14 protein-coding genes and 1 pseudogene are annotated in these 16,753 nt (G+C 73.3%); 4 read left to right on the plus strand and 11 right to left on the minus strand.

Features of this window, described 5'->3' with window-relative positions; all coding sequences use genetic code 11:
* Positions 1 to 78 precede the first annotated feature (78 nt).
* Positions 79 to 2,040, plus strand: a complete 1,962-nt coding sequence (locus ACF061_RS01655) for an anthranilate synthase family protein (protein WP_392264771.1) — start codon at positions 79 to 81, stop codon at positions 2,038 to 2,040.
* On the opposite strand, the gene ACF061_RS01660 is transcribed toward ACF061_RS01655, so the two are convergent.
* The 5 genes from ACF061_RS01660 to ACF061_RS01680 form a co-directional block, all read right to left on the minus strand.
* Positions 1,992 to 2,987 (minus strand): 2-hydroxyacid dehydrogenase, encoded by a 996-nt coding sequence (locus ACF061_RS01660; RefSeq protein WP_392264772.1) that lies wholly within the window; start codon positions 2,985 to 2,987, stop codon positions 1,992 to 1,994. The two genes, ACF061_RS01655 and ACF061_RS01660, sit on opposite strands and share 49 nt — an antisense overlap.
* Before the next feature lie 85 nt (positions 2,988 to 3,072).
* Positions 3,073 to 4,101 (minus strand): 6-phosphofructokinase, encoded by a 1,029-nt coding sequence (locus ACF061_RS01665; RefSeq protein WP_392264773.1) that lies wholly within the window; start codon positions 4,099 to 4,101, stop codon positions 3,073 to 3,075.
* 164 nt (positions 4,102 to 4,265) lie between these two features.
* A complete protein-coding gene (locus tag ACF061_RS01670; RefSeq protein ID WP_392264774.1) occupies positions 4,266 to 4,973 on the minus strand; it encodes a response regulator in 708 nt (235 codons plus the stop codon).
* Complete coding sequence (gene macS, locus ACF061_RS01675) at positions 4,970 to 6,277, minus strand: MacS family sensor histidine kinase (RefSeq protein ID WP_392264775.1); 1,308 nt, start codon at positions 6,275 to 6,277, stop codon at positions 4,970 to 4,972. Before macS ends, ACF061_RS01670 begins: the two co-directional genes overlap by 4 nt.
* A 28-nt stretch (positions 6,278 to 6,305) precedes the next feature.
* Positions 6,306 to 7,181, minus strand: coding sequence for a 1-acyl-sn-glycerol-3-phosphate acyltransferase (locus ACF061_RS01680; protein WP_392265366.1), 876 nt, complete (start codon positions 7,179 to 7,181; stop codon positions 6,306 to 6,308).
* Between the two features lie 210 nt (positions 7,182 to 7,391).
* Between ACF061_RS01680 and ACF061_RS01685 the strand changes: the two genes are divergently transcribed.
* Positions 7,392 to 8,171 carry an alpha/beta hydrolase gene (locus ACF061_RS01685; protein ID WP_392265367.1) on the plus strand — a complete coding sequence of 260 codons (780 nt, stop codon included), beginning with the start codon at positions 7,392 to 7,394 and terminating at the stop codon, positions 8,169 to 8,171.
* Positions 8,164 to 8,832, plus strand: coding sequence for a hypothetical protein (locus tag ACF061_RS01690; protein ID WP_392264776.1), 669 nt, complete (start codon positions 8,164 to 8,166; stop codon positions 8,830 to 8,832). The genes ACF061_RS01685 and ACF061_RS01690 overlap by 8 nt, the downstream gene beginning before the upstream one ends.
* A 136-nt stretch (positions 8,833 to 8,968) precedes the next feature.
* On the opposite strand, the gene ACF061_RS01695 is transcribed toward ACF061_RS01690, so the two are convergent.
* The 6 genes and pseudogenes from ACF061_RS01695 to ACF061_RS01720 form a co-directional block, all read right to left on the minus strand.
* A complete protein-coding gene (locus tag ACF061_RS01695; RefSeq protein WP_392264777.1) occupies positions 8,969 to 9,727 on the minus strand; it encodes an endonuclease/exonuclease/phosphatase family protein in 759 nt (252 codons plus the stop codon).
* An 81-nt stretch (positions 9,728 to 9,808) separates the two neighbouring features.
* A complete protein-coding gene (locus ACF061_RS01700; RefSeq protein WP_392264778.1) occupies positions 9,809 to 10,762 on the minus strand; it encodes an ROK family glucokinase in 954 nt (317 codons plus the stop codon).
* 121 nt (positions 10,763 to 10,883) lie between these two features.
* Positions 10,884 to 11,408 carry a DUF5304 domain-containing protein gene (locus tag ACF061_RS01705; RefSeq protein ID WP_392264779.1) on the minus strand — a complete coding sequence of 175 codons (525 nt, stop codon included), beginning with the start codon at positions 11,406 to 11,408 and terminating at the stop codon, positions 10,884 to 10,886.
* 56 nt (positions 11,409 to 11,464) lie between these two features.
* Positions 11,465 to 12,634 carry an ArsA family ATPase gene (locus tag ACF061_RS01710; RefSeq protein ID WP_392264780.1) on the minus strand — a complete coding sequence of 390 codons (1,170 nt, stop codon included), beginning with the start codon at positions 12,632 to 12,634 and terminating at the stop codon, positions 11,465 to 11,467.
* A 172-nt stretch (positions 12,635 to 12,806) separates the two neighbouring features.
* A complete protein-coding gene (locus ACF061_RS01715) occupies positions 12,807 to 13,250 on the minus strand; it encodes an SRPBCC family protein (protein WP_392264781.1) in 444 nt (147 codons plus the stop codon).
* Positions 13,251 to 13,584: 334 nt separating this feature from the next.
* Positions 13,585 to 14,420: pseudogene (locus ACF061_RS01720) on the minus strand (metallophosphoesterase).
* Between the two features lie 315 nt (positions 14,421 to 14,735).
* Between ACF061_RS01720 and ACF061_RS01725 the strand changes: the two are divergent.
* Positions 14,736 to 16,532, plus strand: a complete 1,797-nt coding sequence (locus ACF061_RS01725; RefSeq protein WP_392264782.1) for an AMP-dependent synthetase/ligase — start codon at positions 14,736 to 14,738, stop codon at positions 16,530 to 16,532.
* Positions 16,533 to 16,753 lie beyond the last annotated feature (221 nt).

The raw sequence follows: 16,753 nt of genomic DNA on the forward strand, positions 1-16,753 counted from the left end.
CTTCGGCGTTTGCGACGTCCGGGCCCGTTCCTCACCGGCAAGTCGGCCGACACCGGCCAAACCGACGGAAGAGGAACCATGGATCTGGCACAGCTCCTGCACGACCCCCGCCCCTTCGCCCTGCTCCACCGCCGCACCCCGGGGCACGACCAGGAACTGGTCGAGGTGCTCATCGGCCCGGTCTCCGTCCACGAACGGCTCTCCGAGCTGCCCGACGAGGGCCTCGCGCTGATCCCGTTCCGGCAGATCCGGGAGCGCGGCTTCGAGGTGCGCGACGACGGCGCCCCGCTGGCGGTGCTGACGCCGCAGGAGACGCACACGGTCCCGCTCGCCGACGCGCTGGCGCAGCTGCCGGCGCACGACGTCCGGGTCGAAGGGGGCGGCTTCGACGTCGGCGACGAGGAGTACGCGGAGATCGTCGGGCGGGTCCTGCGCGACGAGATCGGCGCGGGCGCGGGCGCGAACTTCGTGATCCGGCGGACGTACGAGGGGCGGATCGAGGGGTTCGGCAGGGCCGACGCGCTGGCGCTGTTCCGGCGGCTGCTGGAAGGGGAGCGGGGGGCGTACTGGACGTTCGTCGTGCACACCGGGGATCGGCACGGGCCGGGGCGGGAGACGGGCGGGCGGACGCTGGTCGGCGCGAGCCCGGAGGTGCACGTGCGGATGTCCGGCGGCGGGGGCGGGAGCGAGGCGCTTGCGGCCGGGGACGGCGGGAGGGGCCCGGGCACCGTCGTCATGAACCCGATCAGCGGGACGTACCGCTACCCGGCCGGGGGGCCGACTGCCGAGCACCTGTTGGACTTCCTCGCCGACGGCAAGGAGATCGAGGAGCTGTCGATGGTCGTCGACGAGGAGCTCAAGATGATGTGCACGGTCGGCGACATGGGCGGGGTCGTGGTCGGGCCGCGGCTGAAGGAGATGGCGCACCTCGCGCACACCGAGTACGAGCTGCGCGGGCGGTCGTCCCTGGACGTGCGGGAGGTGCTCCGGCAGACCATGTTCGCCGCGACCGTCACCGGCTCCCCGGTGCAGAACGCCTGCCGGGTCATCGAACGGCACGAGGTCGGCGGACGCGGCTACTACTCGGGCGCCCTGGCCCTGCTCGGCCGCGACCGCGGCGGGGCGCAGACCCTGGACTCCCCCATCCTGATCCGCACCGCCGACATCGACGCGGCCGGGCGGCTGCGGGTCGCGGTGGGCGCCACCCTGGTGCGCGGCTCGGACCCGGCGAGCGAGGTCGCGGAGACGCACGCCAAGGCGGCGGGCGTGCTGGCGGCTCTGGGCGTACGGCCCGCCCGGCCGCGTGCCGAGCGGGCGCTGCCCCGGCTCGCCGACGACCCGAGGGTGCGGGCGGCGCTGGACGGGCGCCGCGCCTCGCTCGCGCCGTTCTGGCTGCGGATGCAGGAGCGGTCCGACTCCCTCGCCGGGCACACCCTGGTGGTGGACGGCGAGGACACCTTCACCGCGATGCTCGCGCATGTGCTGCGCATGTCGGGGCTGGAGGTGACCGTCCGCCGCTACGACGAGGACGGACTGCGCCAGGCGGTGCTCTCGCACGAGGGACCGGTCGTCCTCGGACCCGGCCCCGGCGACCCCGCCGACCTGGCGGATCCCAAGATGCGCCTGCTGCGGGGGCTGACCGCCGAGGTGATCGCCGGGCACCGGCACGGCGTCCTCGGCGTCTGCCTCGGGCACGAGCTGATCGCGGCCGAGCTGGGGCTGGAGATCGTCCGCAAGGAGGTGCCGTACCAGGGCGCGCAGACGACGGTCGACCTGTTCGGGCGCCCGGAGACCGTCGGCTTCTACAACAGCTTCGTGGCGCGCTGCGACGACGGGGCGTGGGCCGAGCTGGCCGCGCACGGCGTCGAGGTGAGCCGGAGCACGACCGGTGAGGTGCACGCGTTGCGCGGGCCCTCCTTCGCCGGGGTGCAGTTCCACCCGGAGTCGGTGCTGACGCTGAACGGCGCCGCGATCGTGACCTCGCTGATGGGTCAGCTGTGCGGCACCAGCACGTTCTCCGAGCGGCGGCCCGCCTTGTAGTCGAGGACGTTGCGCACCGTGGCGTCCACGATCTGCCGGAGGGCGTCCTCGGTGTAGTACGCCTGGTGCGAGGTGACCAGGACGTTCGGGAAGGTGACCAGGCGGGCCAGTATGTCGTCCTCGATGGCCTCCAGCGACCGGTCGAGGAAGAACAGGCCCGCCTCGGACTCGTACACGTCCAGGCCGACGCCGGTGAAGCGGCCCTCGCGCAGTTCGGCGACGAGGGCCGCGGTGTCGACGAGGCCGCCGCGGCTGGAGTTCACCAGGATCGCGTCGTCCTTCATCGCCTTCAGGGCGTCGGCGTCGATCAGGTGCTGGGTCTGCGGCATCAGCGGGACGTGCAGGGAGACCAGGTCGGACTCGGCGAGGAGCTGGTCCTTGTGGACGTACTTCATGCCGAGTTCCATGCAGGCGGGGTTCTCGGCGATGTCCCAGCCGAGCAGTCGCATGCCGAAGCCGTGGGCGATCCTCGCGAACGCCTCGCCGATCTTGCCGGTGCCGATCACGCCCGCGGTGCGGCCGTGCAGGTCACGGCCCATCAGCCCGTCGAGGCGGAAGTCGAAGTCGCGGGTGCGGGTGGAGGCCCGCACGATGCGCCGGTTGACGGCGAGGGCGAGCGTCCAGGCGAACTCGGCGACCGCGTACGGCGAGTAGTACGACACGCGGGCGACCGTCATGCCGAGCCGCTCGGCGACGTGCAGGTCGATGTTGTTGAAGCCGGTGGAGCGCTGGGCGATCATCCGGGTGCCGCCCGCCGCCAGGGTCTCCAGGACGCGGGCGCCGAGCTCGGCGTTGACGCTGGTGGAGACGATCTCGTAGCCGGCGGCGATGGGCGCCGTGTCGTCGGTGAGGAAGACGTCCAGGCAGCGGATCTCGTGGTGGTCCCGGAAGGCGTGTTCGATCAGGGGCTTCTCGTCGGCCTGCACTCCGAAGGCCAGGATCTCCACGGTGGCTCCCGTTCTGTGGGGGTATGGGCCGAGAATAGACCCATACCCCTGTGCCGCCGGTCCACCGCGGGCGGCGGGCCTGCCGTCAGCCGAAGAAGACCCCGGCCTCCTCGTACAGCTTCGGGTCGACCGTCTTCAGCCTGGCGGTGGCCTCGGAGATCGGGACGCGGACGACGTCGGTGCCGCGCAGGGCGACCATCTTGCCGAAGTCGCCGTCGCGGACGCAGTCGATGGCGTGCAGTCCGAACCGGGTGGCGAGCCAGCGGTCGAAGGCGCTGGGGGTGCCGCCGCGCTGGACGTGCCCGAGGACGGTGGTCCGGGCCTCCTTGCCGGTGCGCCTCTCGATCTCCTTGGCCAGCCACTCGCCCACCCCGGACAGGCGCACGTGCCCGAAGGAGTCCAGCGAGTCGTCCTTGAGGACCATCTGCCCGTCCTTGGGCATGGCGCCCTCGGCGACGACCACGATGGGGGCGTAGGAGGCCCGGAACCGGGAGGTGATCCAGGCGCACACCTGGTCGACGTCGAAGCGCTGCTCGGGGATGAGGATGACGTTGGCGCCGCCGGCCAGCCCGGAGTGCAGGGCGATCCAGCCGGCGTGCCGGCCCATCACCTCGCAGACCAGCACCCGCATGTGGGACTCGGCGGTGGTGTGCAGCCGGTCGATGGCCTCGGTGGCGATGGAGACCGCGGTGTCGAAGCCGAAGGTGTAGTCGGTGGCGGACAGGTCGTTGTCGATGGTCTTCGGCACGCCGACGCAGGGCACGCCGTACTCGTCGCTCAGCCGCGCGGCCACGCCGAGGGTGTCCTCGCCGCCGATCGCGATGAGCGCCTCGACCTCCTGCTTGGCGAGGTTGTCCTTGATGCGCCGGATGCCGTCGTCCTGCTTGAGAGGGTTGGTGCGCGACGATCCGAGGATGGTGCCGCCCCGGGGCAGGATGCCGCGCACCGCCGGGATGTCGAGGCGGACGGCGTCGTTCTCCAGCGGACCCCGCCAGCCGTCCCGGTAGCCGAGGAAGTCATAGCCGTACTCCTGCACGCCCTTGCGGACGACGCCCCGGATGACGGCGTTGAGTCCGGGGCAGTCGCCGCCTCCGGTCAGTACTCCGACGCGCATGGAAATGTCCCTTCGCCACGGTTGCCTGGTGAGGGTCACGCTAAGGGTGACGCACATCACTCGGGCACGGGCGGTTCGGTCAATTCCGGTGAAATGTCCGGTAGTTGATCACGGCAAATACACTCGAAAGAGTGACTGTGCCGGGTATGTGAGTCGACGCCGCGCTACTCGCCGTCGAGCCCGCGTTCGATGGCGTACCGGACCAACTCGACGCGGTTGTGCAGCTGGAGCTTGCCGAGGGTGTTCTGCACGTGGTTCTGGACCGTGCGGTGGGAGATCACCAGGCGCTCGGCGATCTGCTTGTAGCTCAGGCCCTTGGCCACCAGCCGCAGCACCTCGGTCTCCCGCTCGGTCAGACGCGGCGCCTTCGGCTCGTCCACGCCCGCACCGCCGCCGGTGGCGGGCGCGGGCTCGGCGGCCAGGCGCCGGTACTCGCCGAGGACCAGTCCGGCCAGTCCCGGGGTGAACACCGGGTCACCGACGGCGGTCCGGCCCACCGCGTCCAGCAGCTCCTGCGTCGAGGCCGACTTCAGCAGATAGCCCGTGGCGCCCGACTTCACGGCCTCCAGCACGTCGGCGTGCTCGCCGCTCGCGGACAGCACCAGCACGCGCAACGCCGGGTCGTGCGCGACGAGTTCCTTGCAGACCTGGACGCCCGGCCGGACCGGCAGATTGAGGTCGAGGACGAGCACGTCGGGCGCGGTGGCCCGGGCGCGGCGCACCGCCTGCTCGCCGTCGCCCGCCGTGGCGACCACCTCGAAGCCGGCCTCGGCCAGGTCGCGGGCGACGGCGTCGCGCCACATCGGGTGGTCGTCGACCACCATGACCCGCACCGGCGCGTTCCGGTCCCGCTGTCCGTTCTCCGCCGTCATCGGCTCTCCGCCTTCCCCCGTGCCGCGCCCCGGGCGCCGCGGCCGTCGTCCGCCGCTCCCGGGTTCCGCGGGCTCTTCCTGTTCTTCGCATTCGTCATGTTCGTCGTGTTCTTCGGTACGTTCAGCTCGACCTCGGTGCCCTGGCCGGGCACCGAGATCAGCTCGGCGGTGCCGCCGACGTCGCGCAGCCGGCCGCGGATCGACTGGGCCACGCCGAGTCGGCCCTCGCCCTCGGCCTGGGCGAGCCGGCCCTCGGGGATGCCGGGCCCGTCGTCCCGCACGGTCACGAGCACCGACTCCGGTTCGTCCTCGACCAGGATCCAGGCCCTCGCCTGCGCGCCCGCGTGTCTGCGGACGTTGTCCAGCGCGGCGCCGACGGCCGCGGCCACCTCCCGGGCGACGGCGGCCGGCAGCCGCACCGGCGCGCCCGGCTCGGCCAGGGCGACCCGGGAGCCGGCGTACGGGGCGAGCAGGGCGCGCAGGTCCAGCGGCTCGTCGCCGGACGCGTCCGGGTCCTCCTCGACCAGGCGCACGACCGCGCCGTCCGCCGCGTTCTTCGAGACCCGGAGGACGGGGACCGGTCCGCCGGAGACCAGCGTGCGCAGCGCCACCTCCTGCTCCCCCGCCAGCCGGCCCAGCTCCGCCGCCTCCCCGCCGATCACCGCGCCGCGCCGCTGCACCATGGCCAGCACCTGGAGCACGCCGTCGTGGATGTCCCGGGCCAGCCGCTCCCGTTCCCGAGTCGCGGCCTCGATCTCCAGGGCGCGGGCGAGGGTGCGCTCGGAGGCGCGGGCGACCTCGACGACGTAGCCGATGGCGATGGAGGCGACCCAGACCAGGATGACGTTGTGCACGGTGTCGCGGGCCGGGGCGCCGCGCTCGATGAGGTTGGCGACGGCGATCGCGGTGGAGGCGACGGCGGCCCACCGCCAGCCGCCCTTGACCGCGAAGGCGAGGACCGATCCGGCGGTCCATATCGACGGCAGCGTCGGGCCGCCGTCCGCGATCCGGGCGTGGGTGTCGGCGACGGGCGTCAGCAGGATGCCGGAGACCGCCACGACCAGGTCGGCGGCGAGGAAGGCCCTGGTGCAGCTCGCGGCGTTCGCGACCCGGGGCAGCGTGGTCAGGGTCCACCCGCACAGCACGCAGTAGTACGCCACGGCGATCCCCGGGCGGGGGAAGCGGTCGTAGGCGGTGGCGAACAGGCCGACCGCGTAGAACATGGTCAGCACCCGGTAGCCGGCGAGCGCACGCCACATGGGCTGCTCCACCGACATCCGCATGACGCGCTCGCGCGCGGGCATGGGCCCTCCCCCCCGTTCCGCGGTTCGCCTACTCCGCGGTCCGCTCCTTCTCGGCCTGCTCCTTCGCGGCCTGCTCCTTCGCGGTCCGCTCCTTCTCGGCCTGCTCCTTCGCGGCCTGCTCCTTCGCGGTCCGCTCCTTCTCGGCCTGCTCCTTCGCGGCCTGGTCCTTCGCGGCCCTGTCGAGCGCGGCAGTCGCCGCCTTCTCGGCCTTGCCGGCCTCCTTCTGGGCCTTGGCGGCCTCCGCGATCTGCCGCTTGGCGGCGGTCGCGTAGATGTCGACGTACTCCTGGCCGGAGAGCTTCATGATCTCGTACATGACCTCGTCGGTCACCGCGCGCAGCACGAAGCGGTCGTGCTCCATGCCCTGGTAGCGGCTGAAGTCGAGGGGCCTGCCGATGCGGATGCCCGGACGCATCAGCTTGGGCACGACCTTCCCGGGCGGCTGGATCTTCTCCGTGTCGATCATGGCGACCGGGATGACGGGCGCCCCGGTGGCCAGCGCCACCCGGGCCAGGCCACCCGGCTTGCCGCGGTAGAGGCGGCCGTCGGGCGAGCGCGTGCCCTCCGGGTAGATGCCGAACAGCTCGCCTCGCTCCAGCACCTCTATGCCGCTCTTCACCGCCGCCTCGCCCGCGCCGCGCGCGCCGGAGCGGTCCACGGGCAGCTGGCCCACGCCCTTGAAGAACGCCGCCGTCAGCCGGCCCTTCACGCCGGGAGTGGTGAAGTACTCCGCCTTCGCGATGAAGGTGACCTTGCGGTCGAGCATCACGGGCAGGAAGAACGAGTCCGAGAACGAGAGGTGATTGCTCGCCAGGATGGCGGGGCCCTCGGCCGGGATGTTCTCCAGCCCCTCCACCCAGGGTCGGAAGGCGAGCTTCAGCGGCCCCCCGATGGCGACCTTCATCGTGCCGTAGAACAACCGAGTCCTCCCGTGTCTGTCGATCAGACCATAACCCGGAGCGGCACCGAAGGGACCGACGGCCCTGGTCGGTGTCAGTGCCGTCGCGTACGGTGAAGTACCCGCAATCGACGGCCGCCCGCCGCCGGCGGGTCACCCTGCCTCGACGAACCTGTCATCGACGTGCCGAGTCCCCTTCACGAACAGGAGACCGATGTGCCGGTCCTGCCCGGAGCAGAGCCGTTCCGCCACCAGGGCGGGGAGGTCGGCGTCCTCCTCTGCCACGGCTTCACCGGCTGCCCCCAGTCGCTGCGCCCCTGGGCCGAGTACCTGGCCGGGCGCGGTCTGACGGTCTCGCTCCCGCTGCTGCCCGGGCACGGCACGCGCTGGGAGGACATGGCGATCACCGGCTGGCAGGACTGGTACGCCGAGGTGGACCGCGAGCTGCGCGTCCTGCGCGAACGGTGCGCGCACGTGTTCGTGGCCGGGCTCTCGCTGGGCGGCGCCCTGGCGCTGCGGCTGGCGGCCAGGCACGGGGACGCCGTCGACGGGATCATGGTGGTGAACCCGGCCAACAAGGTGCACGGCCTGTCCGCTCACGCCCTGCCCGTGGCCCGGCACCTGGTGCGCACCGCGAAGGGCATCGCCAGCGACATCGCCAAGGAGGGCGCGGCGGAGCTGGGCTACGACCGGGTGCCGCTGCACGCCGCGCACTCGCTGAGGCTCTTCTTCCGGCTGGTCGACGGCGAGCTCCCGCAGGTCACCCAGCCGCTGCTGGTCCTGCGCAGCCCTGAGGACCATGTCGTCCCGCCGGCCGACTCGGCCCGGATCCTCAGCCGCGTCTCCTCCGTGGACGTGACCGAGGTGCTGCTGGAACAGAGCTACCACGTCGCGACGTTGGACCACGACGCGGACCGGATCTTCGAGGAGAGCCTCGCCTTCGTCGCCCGGCTCGCACCCAGCGTCGGCAAGGAAGGGACGGCCCAAGGTGGCTGAGCACGACTCCGACCGCGAGGGCCGTGAGAACCGCGAGCCGGTCGAGCCCGTCAAGCCCGTCGACCCGGTCAAGCCGGTGGAGCCGGTCAAGCCGGCCGCTCCGGCGGGGAAGGCGGACGGCGTACCGCTCGACGAGGCGGCCGCCTGGGCCGCGATCGTCGCAGGGTACGGCGAGGAGCCGCCGGACCCGCCGGGGGCGCGGCCGTTCCGGCGCATCGAGGATCTGGCGCTGCCCGACCCGCCGGAGGCGGACGACGAGCGTGCTGGGGAGGGACGGCCCAAGGACGGCAAGCCGGACCCGGCCCGGCCGCTGGGCGGCTCGGTCTCCTTCGCGCCCGGCGTCGGCACGGCCGGCGGCCCGCGCGACTACTCGCCGCGCGAGCCGTCCGACGACGACTTCGACGAGGACGACGAGGGCCACTTCGTCCCGCCGGAGCCTCCCCCGCTGCCCGAGGCGGACGCGACCTCGAAGTTCGCCTGGCTGGGAGTGGTCGGCGGTCCGGTCCTGCTCCTGCTGGCCGTCCTGCTCGGCTGGGACATGACCTGGTGGCTGACCACCCTGTGCGTCGGCGGCTTCCTCGGCGGCATCGCCACGCTGGTGGCCCGGATGAACCCCGGCGACGACGAGAACGACGACCCGGGACGCGGCGCCGTGGTCTGAGCGGCGCGGGCGACTCGCGGCGCGGGGGCCCGTGGCTCCGGCGGCCGCGGGAGCCCGTGACTCCGGCGGTCGCGGGGCGGTGGTGCGTGGGGGCGGGGCCGTACGGGCGTACGGCCCCTGTTCCCGTGCCGCCTTCCTATGCCGCCGCCGGGACCCGCAGGGCCGCCAGCACGGGCAGGTGGTCCGTGGCCGCCCGCAGGTCCGCCTCGCTCACCCCGGGGTGGCCCAGCGGCACTCCGCAGCCGAGGACCTCGATGCCCCGGCTCGCGAGGACCGCGTCGATGCGCCGGTGCGGCCCGGTGGCGTTCCAGGTGTGCTCGGCGCCCCGGGGGGCGGTGGCCCAGCCGTCCTGGAGCGCGCCGGCCAGCCGCCGGAACGCCGGCCCCTCGGGGCCCTCGTTGAGGTCGCCGCCCGCGACGACGTGCTCCACGCCCAGTCCGGCGAGCCGGTCGAGGAGCATGCCGCTCTGCTCGTGGCGCTCGTTGGCGTCGAGCGAGAGGTGGCAGCTCAGCACGCCGAGCCGGGCGCCCCCGAACCGGACGACCGCGGTGGCGAAGCCCCGCCGGTGCTGCCCCGGGGTGAGCGGCAGCAGCACGTCCTCGGTCCGCTCGACGGTGGCCCGCAGCGAGCAGAGCACCGCCGGGCCCGCGGCCGTCGCGCCCCCGGTGAGGATCACCAGGTCGGAGGCCGCCGCGAGCCGCGCCAGCTTCTTGCGCCAGCGGAAGAACCTCGGCGCCTCCTGGAGCAGGACGAGATCGGGTGCGCAGGCGCCGATCACGCGGGCGAGGGCTTCGGTGTCGTCGTGCATCGAACGGATGTTGTAGCTCAGGACGCGGACGACGGCGGAACCGTCGGGTTCCGTTCGGGAGTTGGGCAGCAGCATGACGATCAACATACGCCGCTGGGGACCGGCCCCGTACGGCAGCGCCCACCGGCCCGGACGGAGGGGGCGGTGGGCGCTCGGGAAGGGTCCCGCTCACATGACCGGGTCGGGCTCCCGGGCCAGGTCCGCGGCGCCGACCATGCCGGCCTTGTTGCCGAGCTGTGCGGCGATCACGTCGGCGACCGGGCGCCAGTTGCCGCCGACCAGCCAGCGCTTGTACGACTTGCGGATCGGGTCCAGGACCAGGTCGCCCTCGTCGGAGAGACCGCCGCCCACGATGAAGGCGGACGGGTCGAAGAGGGAGGCCAGGTCGGCCAGGCCCGCACCGGCCCAGCGGGCCAGCTCGCGGTAGGAGTCGACGGCGACCGGGCAGCCCTGGCGGGCGGCCATGGAGATGTGCTTGCCCTCGATGCCGTCGGGGGTGCCGTCGCCGAGCGCGAGCAGCACCTCGGCGCGCTCCGGGGTGGCGTTGGCACGCTGCTTGGCGTACCTGACCAGGGCGCGTCCGGATGCGTACTGCTCCCAGCAGCCCTGCGAGCCGCAGCCGCACAGCAGCCCGTCCGGGACCATCCGGATGTGGCCGAACTCGGCGGCCACGCCGAAGTGGCCGCGGCGCAGCTTGTTGCCGATGATGATGCCGCCGCCGAGGCCGGTGCCGAGCGTGATGCAGATGACGTTGCGGTGGCCCTTGCCGGCGCCGAACCTGTATTCGCCCCAGGCCGCGGCGTTGGCGTCGTTCTCCACGACGACGGGGAGGCCGACGCGCTCCTCGACCTTCGCCTTGAGCGGCTCCTGGCGCCAGTCGATGTTGGGCGCGAAGTAGACGGTGGAGCGCTGCCGGTTGACGTACCCGGCGGCGCCGATGCCCACGCCGACGATCTCGTGCCCCGCCCGTGCCCCGTCCACCGCCGAGGCGATGGCGTCCACGATGGCCTCGGGCGTGGTGGGGGTCGGCACCTTGAAGGTCGAGAGGATGTTGCCTTCCTCGTCGACCACGCCGGCCGCGATCTTCGTGCCGCCGATGTCGACGCCGATGGTGAGTCCCATGAATCCCTCAGTTCCGGTCGAGCCCCGCTACGGCCAACCGTACCCGAGGAGCCACCGTCGGATCGGCGGCGTCCACCCGCCGAGCAGGCGCGGATCCGGCGGCGGGACCCCGAGGGGGCTCTCAGTCGAGATCGATGCGTTCCCCGGCGCCGGTGCCCTCGCCCCGGTCACGGCGGTCGCCGGGGCCGCCCGGGCCGTCCTCCGGGTCGCCGTCGGGGCCGCCGGTCCAGCGCCGTTCCTGGGACTGGACGGCCGAGCGGTAGGCGGCGAGCAGTTCGCCGCCGGCCGCCGCGAGGTGGTCGAAGACGTCCGGATTGCGCTCCATGACCGGCTCCACCGTGGCCCTGGCCTGCTGCACGACCTGTCGCAGCACCTGCTGGGCGGCGGGTCCGGCGACCGCGCCGAGCAGCGGTGACTGGAGCGAGGACAGCTTGTCGGCGATCGTGTCGACGAACTTGCGCAGTTCCTCGGCGGCCGAGCCCGGGGGCGGCCCGTGCTCGGCGCGGCGCCGGGCCTTCTCCTCCGCGAGGTCCTCGGCGCAGGCGGTGGCCCAGGCGTCGGCGTCGGCGTGCGGTTCCCGGCCGGTGGTCTCCTCCTGAGCGGCGTCGTCCCGAGCGGCGTCGGAAGGTGGGCGCTCTTCGCTCATGACGGGCTCCTGACTACGGTTCGTCCTTCGACGTTACCCGAACGACCGCGGGCGGTTCATCCCTCGCGGGGCCACAGCGCGGGGTCCGGCGCGAACCGGATCCGCAGCCCGCCGTCGCGCAGGGCGGCGCCGTCGACGGCGCACCGGCGCAGGGCCGAGGGCAGCGGGACGATCCGGCGGAACGCTCCGGCGGTGAGGACGAGTTCGTCGCCGCGCCGGACGAGGTCCAGTTCCTCCCGTACCGCGCCGGGCAGCGGGATGTTCCACACCAGGACGCCGTCCTCGGCGAGCCGGTCGGCCACCGGCCACTCGACCGGGCCGTGCGCCGGACCGGCGGCGGGCACCGCCAGAGCGGTCAGGTCCTCCCGGCCCCTCGGGTCCCGGCCCAGATGGGCGGACGGGTGGACGGCGTACGTCTCCCGCCACTCCGCCAGGGCCTTGCGCTGCTGGGCGACGGGGCCGGCGAGCCAGGAGTCCGCGGGGGCCTCCGGCAGGACCCGGGCGGCGACCACGGACTCCACGGGCAGCGCGCGCACGGCCAGGCCGAGGGCGGCGTCGCCGATCGCGTCGGCGCCGGCCGGGCCGGGCTCGGCGACCAGCCGTACGGCGGTGCCGGGGTCGGCGAGGACCGCCTCTACCGCGGCGAGCTCCGCCTCCCAGCGGGCGGCGGTCTCGTACAGCCATTCGGCGGGCATGGGCACGCCGGCGAGGCGGCCGAGGACCGGGCGCAGGGCGCGGGCCGCCTGCCGCTCGGGCGGGAGCAGCCGGCGCAGGTAGCGGCGCAGCTCGGCGGGGAGGGCGAGCAGGGCGAGGGCCTGCGGGGCGGGCGGCAGGTCGACGACCAGTAGTTCGAACCGTTCGGACAGGGCCGCGTCGCGCAGGGCGCGCAGCAGCGCCAGCTCCTCGGCGCCGGGCAGCGGGGTCAGCTCCTCGGCGTCCAGCCGGGCGGCCCCGAGGAGGTCCAGGACGTTCGCGGCACGCTCCTGGAAGGCGGCGAGGTCGGCGCGGAAGCCGGCCGCCGCGTCGGGGCGCCAGGCGGTGAGCTCCGGCGCCACGGGAACCGGTTCCGCGCCCGTCGGCGTGCCGAGGGCCGCGCCGAGGGTGTCCGTACGGTCGGCGCTGAGCACGAGGGTGCGGACGCCGTCACGGGCGGCGGTGAGCGCGGTGGCGGCGGCCACGGTCGTACGACCGCCGCCGCCCGGGCCCGTGATCAGGAGGGTGCGCATGGGGGTGAACGCTAGCCGTGTGCGACGGCCCGTCCACCGGCGGGGCGCCGGGGCCGGTCCCGGGCCCCGGCCGGGCGTGGTGGCCCGATGCCGGTGACGGTCCCATGCCGGTGACGGCCCGGTGCCGGTGACGGTCCCATGCCGGTGACGGCCCGGTGCCGGTGGCGTGGGTCTACTTCGCGCCCGACTCCACGCGCTTCTTCAGGCCGGCCAGGGCGCGGTCGATGATGACCTTCTCCGCCTTGCGCTTGATCATGCCGAGCATGGGGATCTTGACGTCCACGGTGAGGCGGTAGGTCACCTCGGTCGCGCCCGCTCCGGCCGGCCGGAGCAGGTAGGAGCCGTCGAGCGAGCGGAGCATCTGGGACTTCACCAGGGTCCAGGAGACCTCGTCGTCGCCGGTCCAGGTGTAGGCGAGGGTCTGGTCGTCCTTGATGGCGCCGGCGTCCATGACGAGGCGGACCTGCTCGGCGCGGCCCCGCTCGTCGACCGCGATGACCTCGGCCTCCTTCACCTCGCCGGTCCAGTCGGGGTAGCGGGCGAAGTCGGCGATCACCCCCATGACGTCGGCGGGTGCCGCCTCGATCGTGATGCTCGAGCTGGTGTGTTCCGCCATCGCCGTGGCTCCTCCAGATGCGGACCGGAAGTCGGGTCGTCCTGCGCACGTGTGTGCAGCGGAAGGCTACCGCGCAGGCGGGCGGCGCACTGAACCCCACCTGCGGACATGGCGGGAAGGGGCGCCCCGGTCACGCGGACGCCCCCTTCGCCCGCTCCGCCGCCGCGGTCGGCCACGGCTTCGGGCGCACCGGTCCTCGGCGCGGGACTCCCCCGTCGCCAGAGGCTCCTGAGCCACGCCCGACCCACCGTCACCAGCGGTGCCTCCCACGGCCGTCACGGACACTCCGTCACCGCCGTCACCGGACGCGCGACGGGTCACCGCCGCGCCGTGCTCACCATTCGAGGGCCCAGGGGCGGCCCGTGCGCGCGAAGTGGCCGACGTTCACGCACTCGGTCGTCCCGATCCGCATCCGCCGGGCCAGCGGCTGGTGGACGTGGCCGAAGAGGGCGTAGCGGGGACGGGTGCGGCGGATGGCGGCGAGCAGCGCGCGGCTGCCCCGCTCGAAGCGGCGGGCGACGGTGTCGTAGACGAGTTCGGGAACGTCGGGCGGGATGTGGGTGCACAGCACGTCGACCTCGCCGACCGCCTCGACCTTCGCCGCGTACTCCTCGTCGCCGATCTCGTAGGGGACGGGGGTCCCCCCAGCGCGACCGGAGTTGGGAGTTCGGGGGAGCGCGGGGCCGCGAAGCCCACCGCCGACGAAGCCGAAGACCCGGCCGGCGATCTCCACCCGCTGCCGTCCAGCACCGTGATCCCCTCGCGGACGTACTCCGGCCACAGGGGCGGCATGTCGACGTTGCCGTAGGTGGCGTACGTCGGCGTGGGGAAGGCGGCGAAGAGTTCGTCGTACTGTTTGCGGACGGCGCGTTCGATCACGGCGGCCCGGTCGCCGTCGACGCCGGCCCACAGCCGGGCGCCGAACTCACGGGCCTCGGTGAAACGGCGGGCGGTGCGCAGTTCGACGATGCGGTGGGCGTTCTCGACGCCGAACAGGTCGGGGAAGATCCCGCGCGAGTGGTCGGCGTAGTCGAGGAAGAGGATCAGGTCGCCGAGGCAGACCAGCGCGTCGGCGCCGTCGCCCGCCCGGGCCAGGTCTCGTGCGTTGCCGTGCACGTCGCTGACCACGTGGATCCGGGTCCTGCCGTCACCGGCCGGTGTGGCTGCCATGGCGATCAAGCGTATGCGGAGCGATGCTGCTGTGAACAGTGGCGGCCGGGTCCCGGTTACTGGCCAGTTGTTCAGCCGGTCGACTACTGTGCGCGAGGAAACACCCGACGTGTGACGCAGCGAACATCTCGCCGGGCCCTCTGTCGAAGAAGCCATACCGGCGGGTAACCTCCGGGCAGTCCAGTCGTGCTCTGGATTTCAACCACCGGGGCCGAGCAGGCTCCTGGCGAAGCCCTGGGCACCAGACCGAGCCTTGGACCGCACCGTCGCATCACACAACGTCGTGGCGCCGGCGCCCTATGAGGAGCAGCAGTCTTGCGCGAGTTCAGCCTTCCGGCCTTGTACGAGGTCCCTGCCGACGGGAATTTGACCGACATCGTCCGCAGAAACGCCGCGCAGCACCCCGACGTCGCCGTGATCGCCCGCAAGGTGGGCGGCGTCTGGCAGGACGTCACCGCACGGGACTTCCTCGCCGAGGTGCACGCCGCCGCCAAGGGTCTGATCGCCTCCGGCGTCCAGCCCGGCGACCGGGTGGGTCTGATGTCCCGGACCCGCTACGAGTGGACGCTGCTCGACTTCGCGATCTGGAGCGCGGGCGCCGTCACCGTACCGGTGTACGAGACCAGCTCGCCGGAGCAGGTGCAGTGGATCCTCAGCGACTCGGGCGCGACCGCCTGCGTCGTGGAGCTGGACACGCACGCCGCCGCGGTCGACTCGGTGCGCGAGTCCCTGCCTGCCCTCAAGAGCGTCTGGCAGATCGAGGCCGGCGCCGTGGCGGAGCTGAACCGCGCCGGGCAGGACGTCAGCGACGCGACGCTCGACGAGCGCGGCTCGCTGGCCAAGGCCGACGACCCGGCGACCATCGTGTACACCAGCGGCACCACCGGCCGCCCCAAGGGCTGTGTGCTTACGCACCGCAGCTTCTTCGCCGAGTGCGGCAACGTCGTGGAGCGGCTGCGCCCGCTGTTCCGCACCGGTGACTGCTCCGTACTGCTCTTCCTGCCGCTGGCGCACGTCTTCGGCCGGCTGGTCCAGGTCGCCCCGATGATGGCGCCGATCAAGCTGGGGTGCGTGCCGGACATCAAGAACCTGACCGACGAGCTGGCCGCGTTCCGCCCGACGCTGATACTCGGCGTGCCGCGCGTGTTCGAGAAGGTCTACAACTCGGCGCGCGCCAAGGCGCAGGCGGACGGCAGGGGCCGGATCTTCGACCGGGCCGCGGACACGGCGATCGCGTACAGCAAGGCGCTGGACGCCCCCTCCGGGCCGTCGCTCGGCCTGCGGATCAAGCACAAGGTGTTCGACAAGCTGGTCTACAGCAAGCTGCGCGCGGTGCTCGGCGGGCGCGGCGAGTACGCCATCTCCGGCGGCGCCCCGCTCGGCGAGCGGCTCGGTCACTTCTTCCGCGGCATCGGCTTCACGGTGCTGGAGGGCTACGGCCTGACCGAGTCGTGCGCGGCGACGGCCTTCAACCCCTGGGACCGGCAGAAGATCGGCACGGTCGGGCAGCCGCTGCCCGGCTCGGTGGTCCGCATCGCGGACGACGGTGAGGTGCTGCTGCACGGCGAGCACCTGTTCAAGGAGTACTGGAACAACCCGGGCGCGACCCGGGAGGCACTGGCCGACGGCTGGTTCCACACCGGGGACATCGGCACCCTCGACGAGGACGGGTACCTGCGGATCACCGGCCGCAAGAAGGAGATCATCGTCACCGCGGGCGGCAAGAACGTCGCTCCGGCCGTGATCGAGGACCGCATCCGGGCGCACGCGCTGGTCGCGGAGTGCATGGTGGTGGGCGACGGGCGGCCGTTCGTGGGCGCGCTGGTCACGATCGACGACGAGTTCCTGGGCCGCTGGTGCGCCGAGCACGGCAAGCCGGCCGGCTCCACCGCCGCGTCGCTGCGCGAGGACCCGGACCTGCTCGCGGCGGTCCAGTCTGCGGTCGACGACGGCAACGCCGCGGTGTCGAAGGCGGAGTCGGTGCGCAAGTTCCGTGTCCTGTCCGCCCAGTTCACGGAGGAGTCGGGCCACCTGACCCCGTCGCTGAAGCTGAAGCGGAACGTGGTGGCCAAGGACTACGCGGACGAGATCGAGGCGATCTACGCGAAGTAGCGCACCGGTCGGTCCACGGCGCGGTGTCCCGCGGGGGGCACCGCGCCGCCGTGTTCGTGCGCCGGGCGACCACCGGCCGCCTGCGCGACGGCCCGGCTCGCCGGACAGGCCCACGTGGCCCGGGGCCCCGCGAATCCGGCGGGCCCACACGTCCGGCAGCCCCACATGCCGGGAGCCCCACATGCCGGGAGCCCCGCGTGTCCGGCGGGCCCATATGCCGG

The organism is Streptomyces sp. NPDC015220, from assembly GCF_043079345.1.
In the GTDB taxonomy this organism is placed as follows: Bacteria; Actinomycetota; Actinomycetes; order Streptomycetales; family Streptomycetaceae; genus Streptomyces.

What these genes read in the sequence shown, in the direction of transcription:
- ACF061_RS01715 (WP_392264781.1), bottom strand. Translation starts at nt 13,250, where the DNA reads ATGGCGGAACACACCAGCTCGAGCATCACGATCGAGGCGGCACCCGCC.
- macS (WP_392264775.1), bottom strand. Translation starts at nt 6,277, where the DNA reads ATGCCCGCGCGCGAGCGCGTCATGCGGATGTCGGTGGAGCAGCCCATG.
- ACF061_RS01655 (WP_392264771.1), top strand. Translation starts at nt 79, where the DNA reads ATGGATCTGGCACAGCTCCTGCACGACCCCCGCCCCTTCGCCCTGCTC.
- ACF061_RS01665 (WP_392264773.1), bottom strand. Translation starts at nt 4,101, where the DNA reads ATGCGCGTCGGAGTACTGACCGGAGGCGGCGACTGCCCCGGACTCAAC.
- ACF061_RS01680 (WP_392265366.1), bottom strand. Translation starts at nt 7,181, where the DNA reads ATGAAGGTCGCCATCGGGGGGCCGCTGAAGCTCGCCTTCCGACCCTGG.
- ACF061_RS01700 (WP_392264778.1), bottom strand. Translation starts at nt 10,762, where the DNA reads ATGGGACTCACCATCGGCGTCGACATCGGCGGCACGAAGATCGCGGCC.
- ACF061_RS01695 (WP_392264777.1), bottom strand. Translation starts at nt 9,727, where the DNA reads ATGTTGATCGTCATGCTGCTGCCCAACTCCCGAACGGAACCCGACGGT.
- ACF061_RS01705 (WP_392264779.1), bottom strand. Translation starts at nt 11,408, where the DNA reads ATGAGCGAAGAGCGCCCACCTTCCGACGCCGCTCGGGACGACGCCGCT.
- ACF061_RS01670 (WP_392264774.1), bottom strand. Translation starts at nt 4,973, where the DNA reads ATGACGGCGGAGAACGGACAGCGGGACCGGAACGCGCCGGTGCGGGTC.
- ACF061_RS01710 (WP_392264780.1), bottom strand. Translation starts at nt 12,634, where the DNA reads ATGCGCACCCTCCTGATCACGGGCCCGGGCGGCGGCGGTCGTACGACC.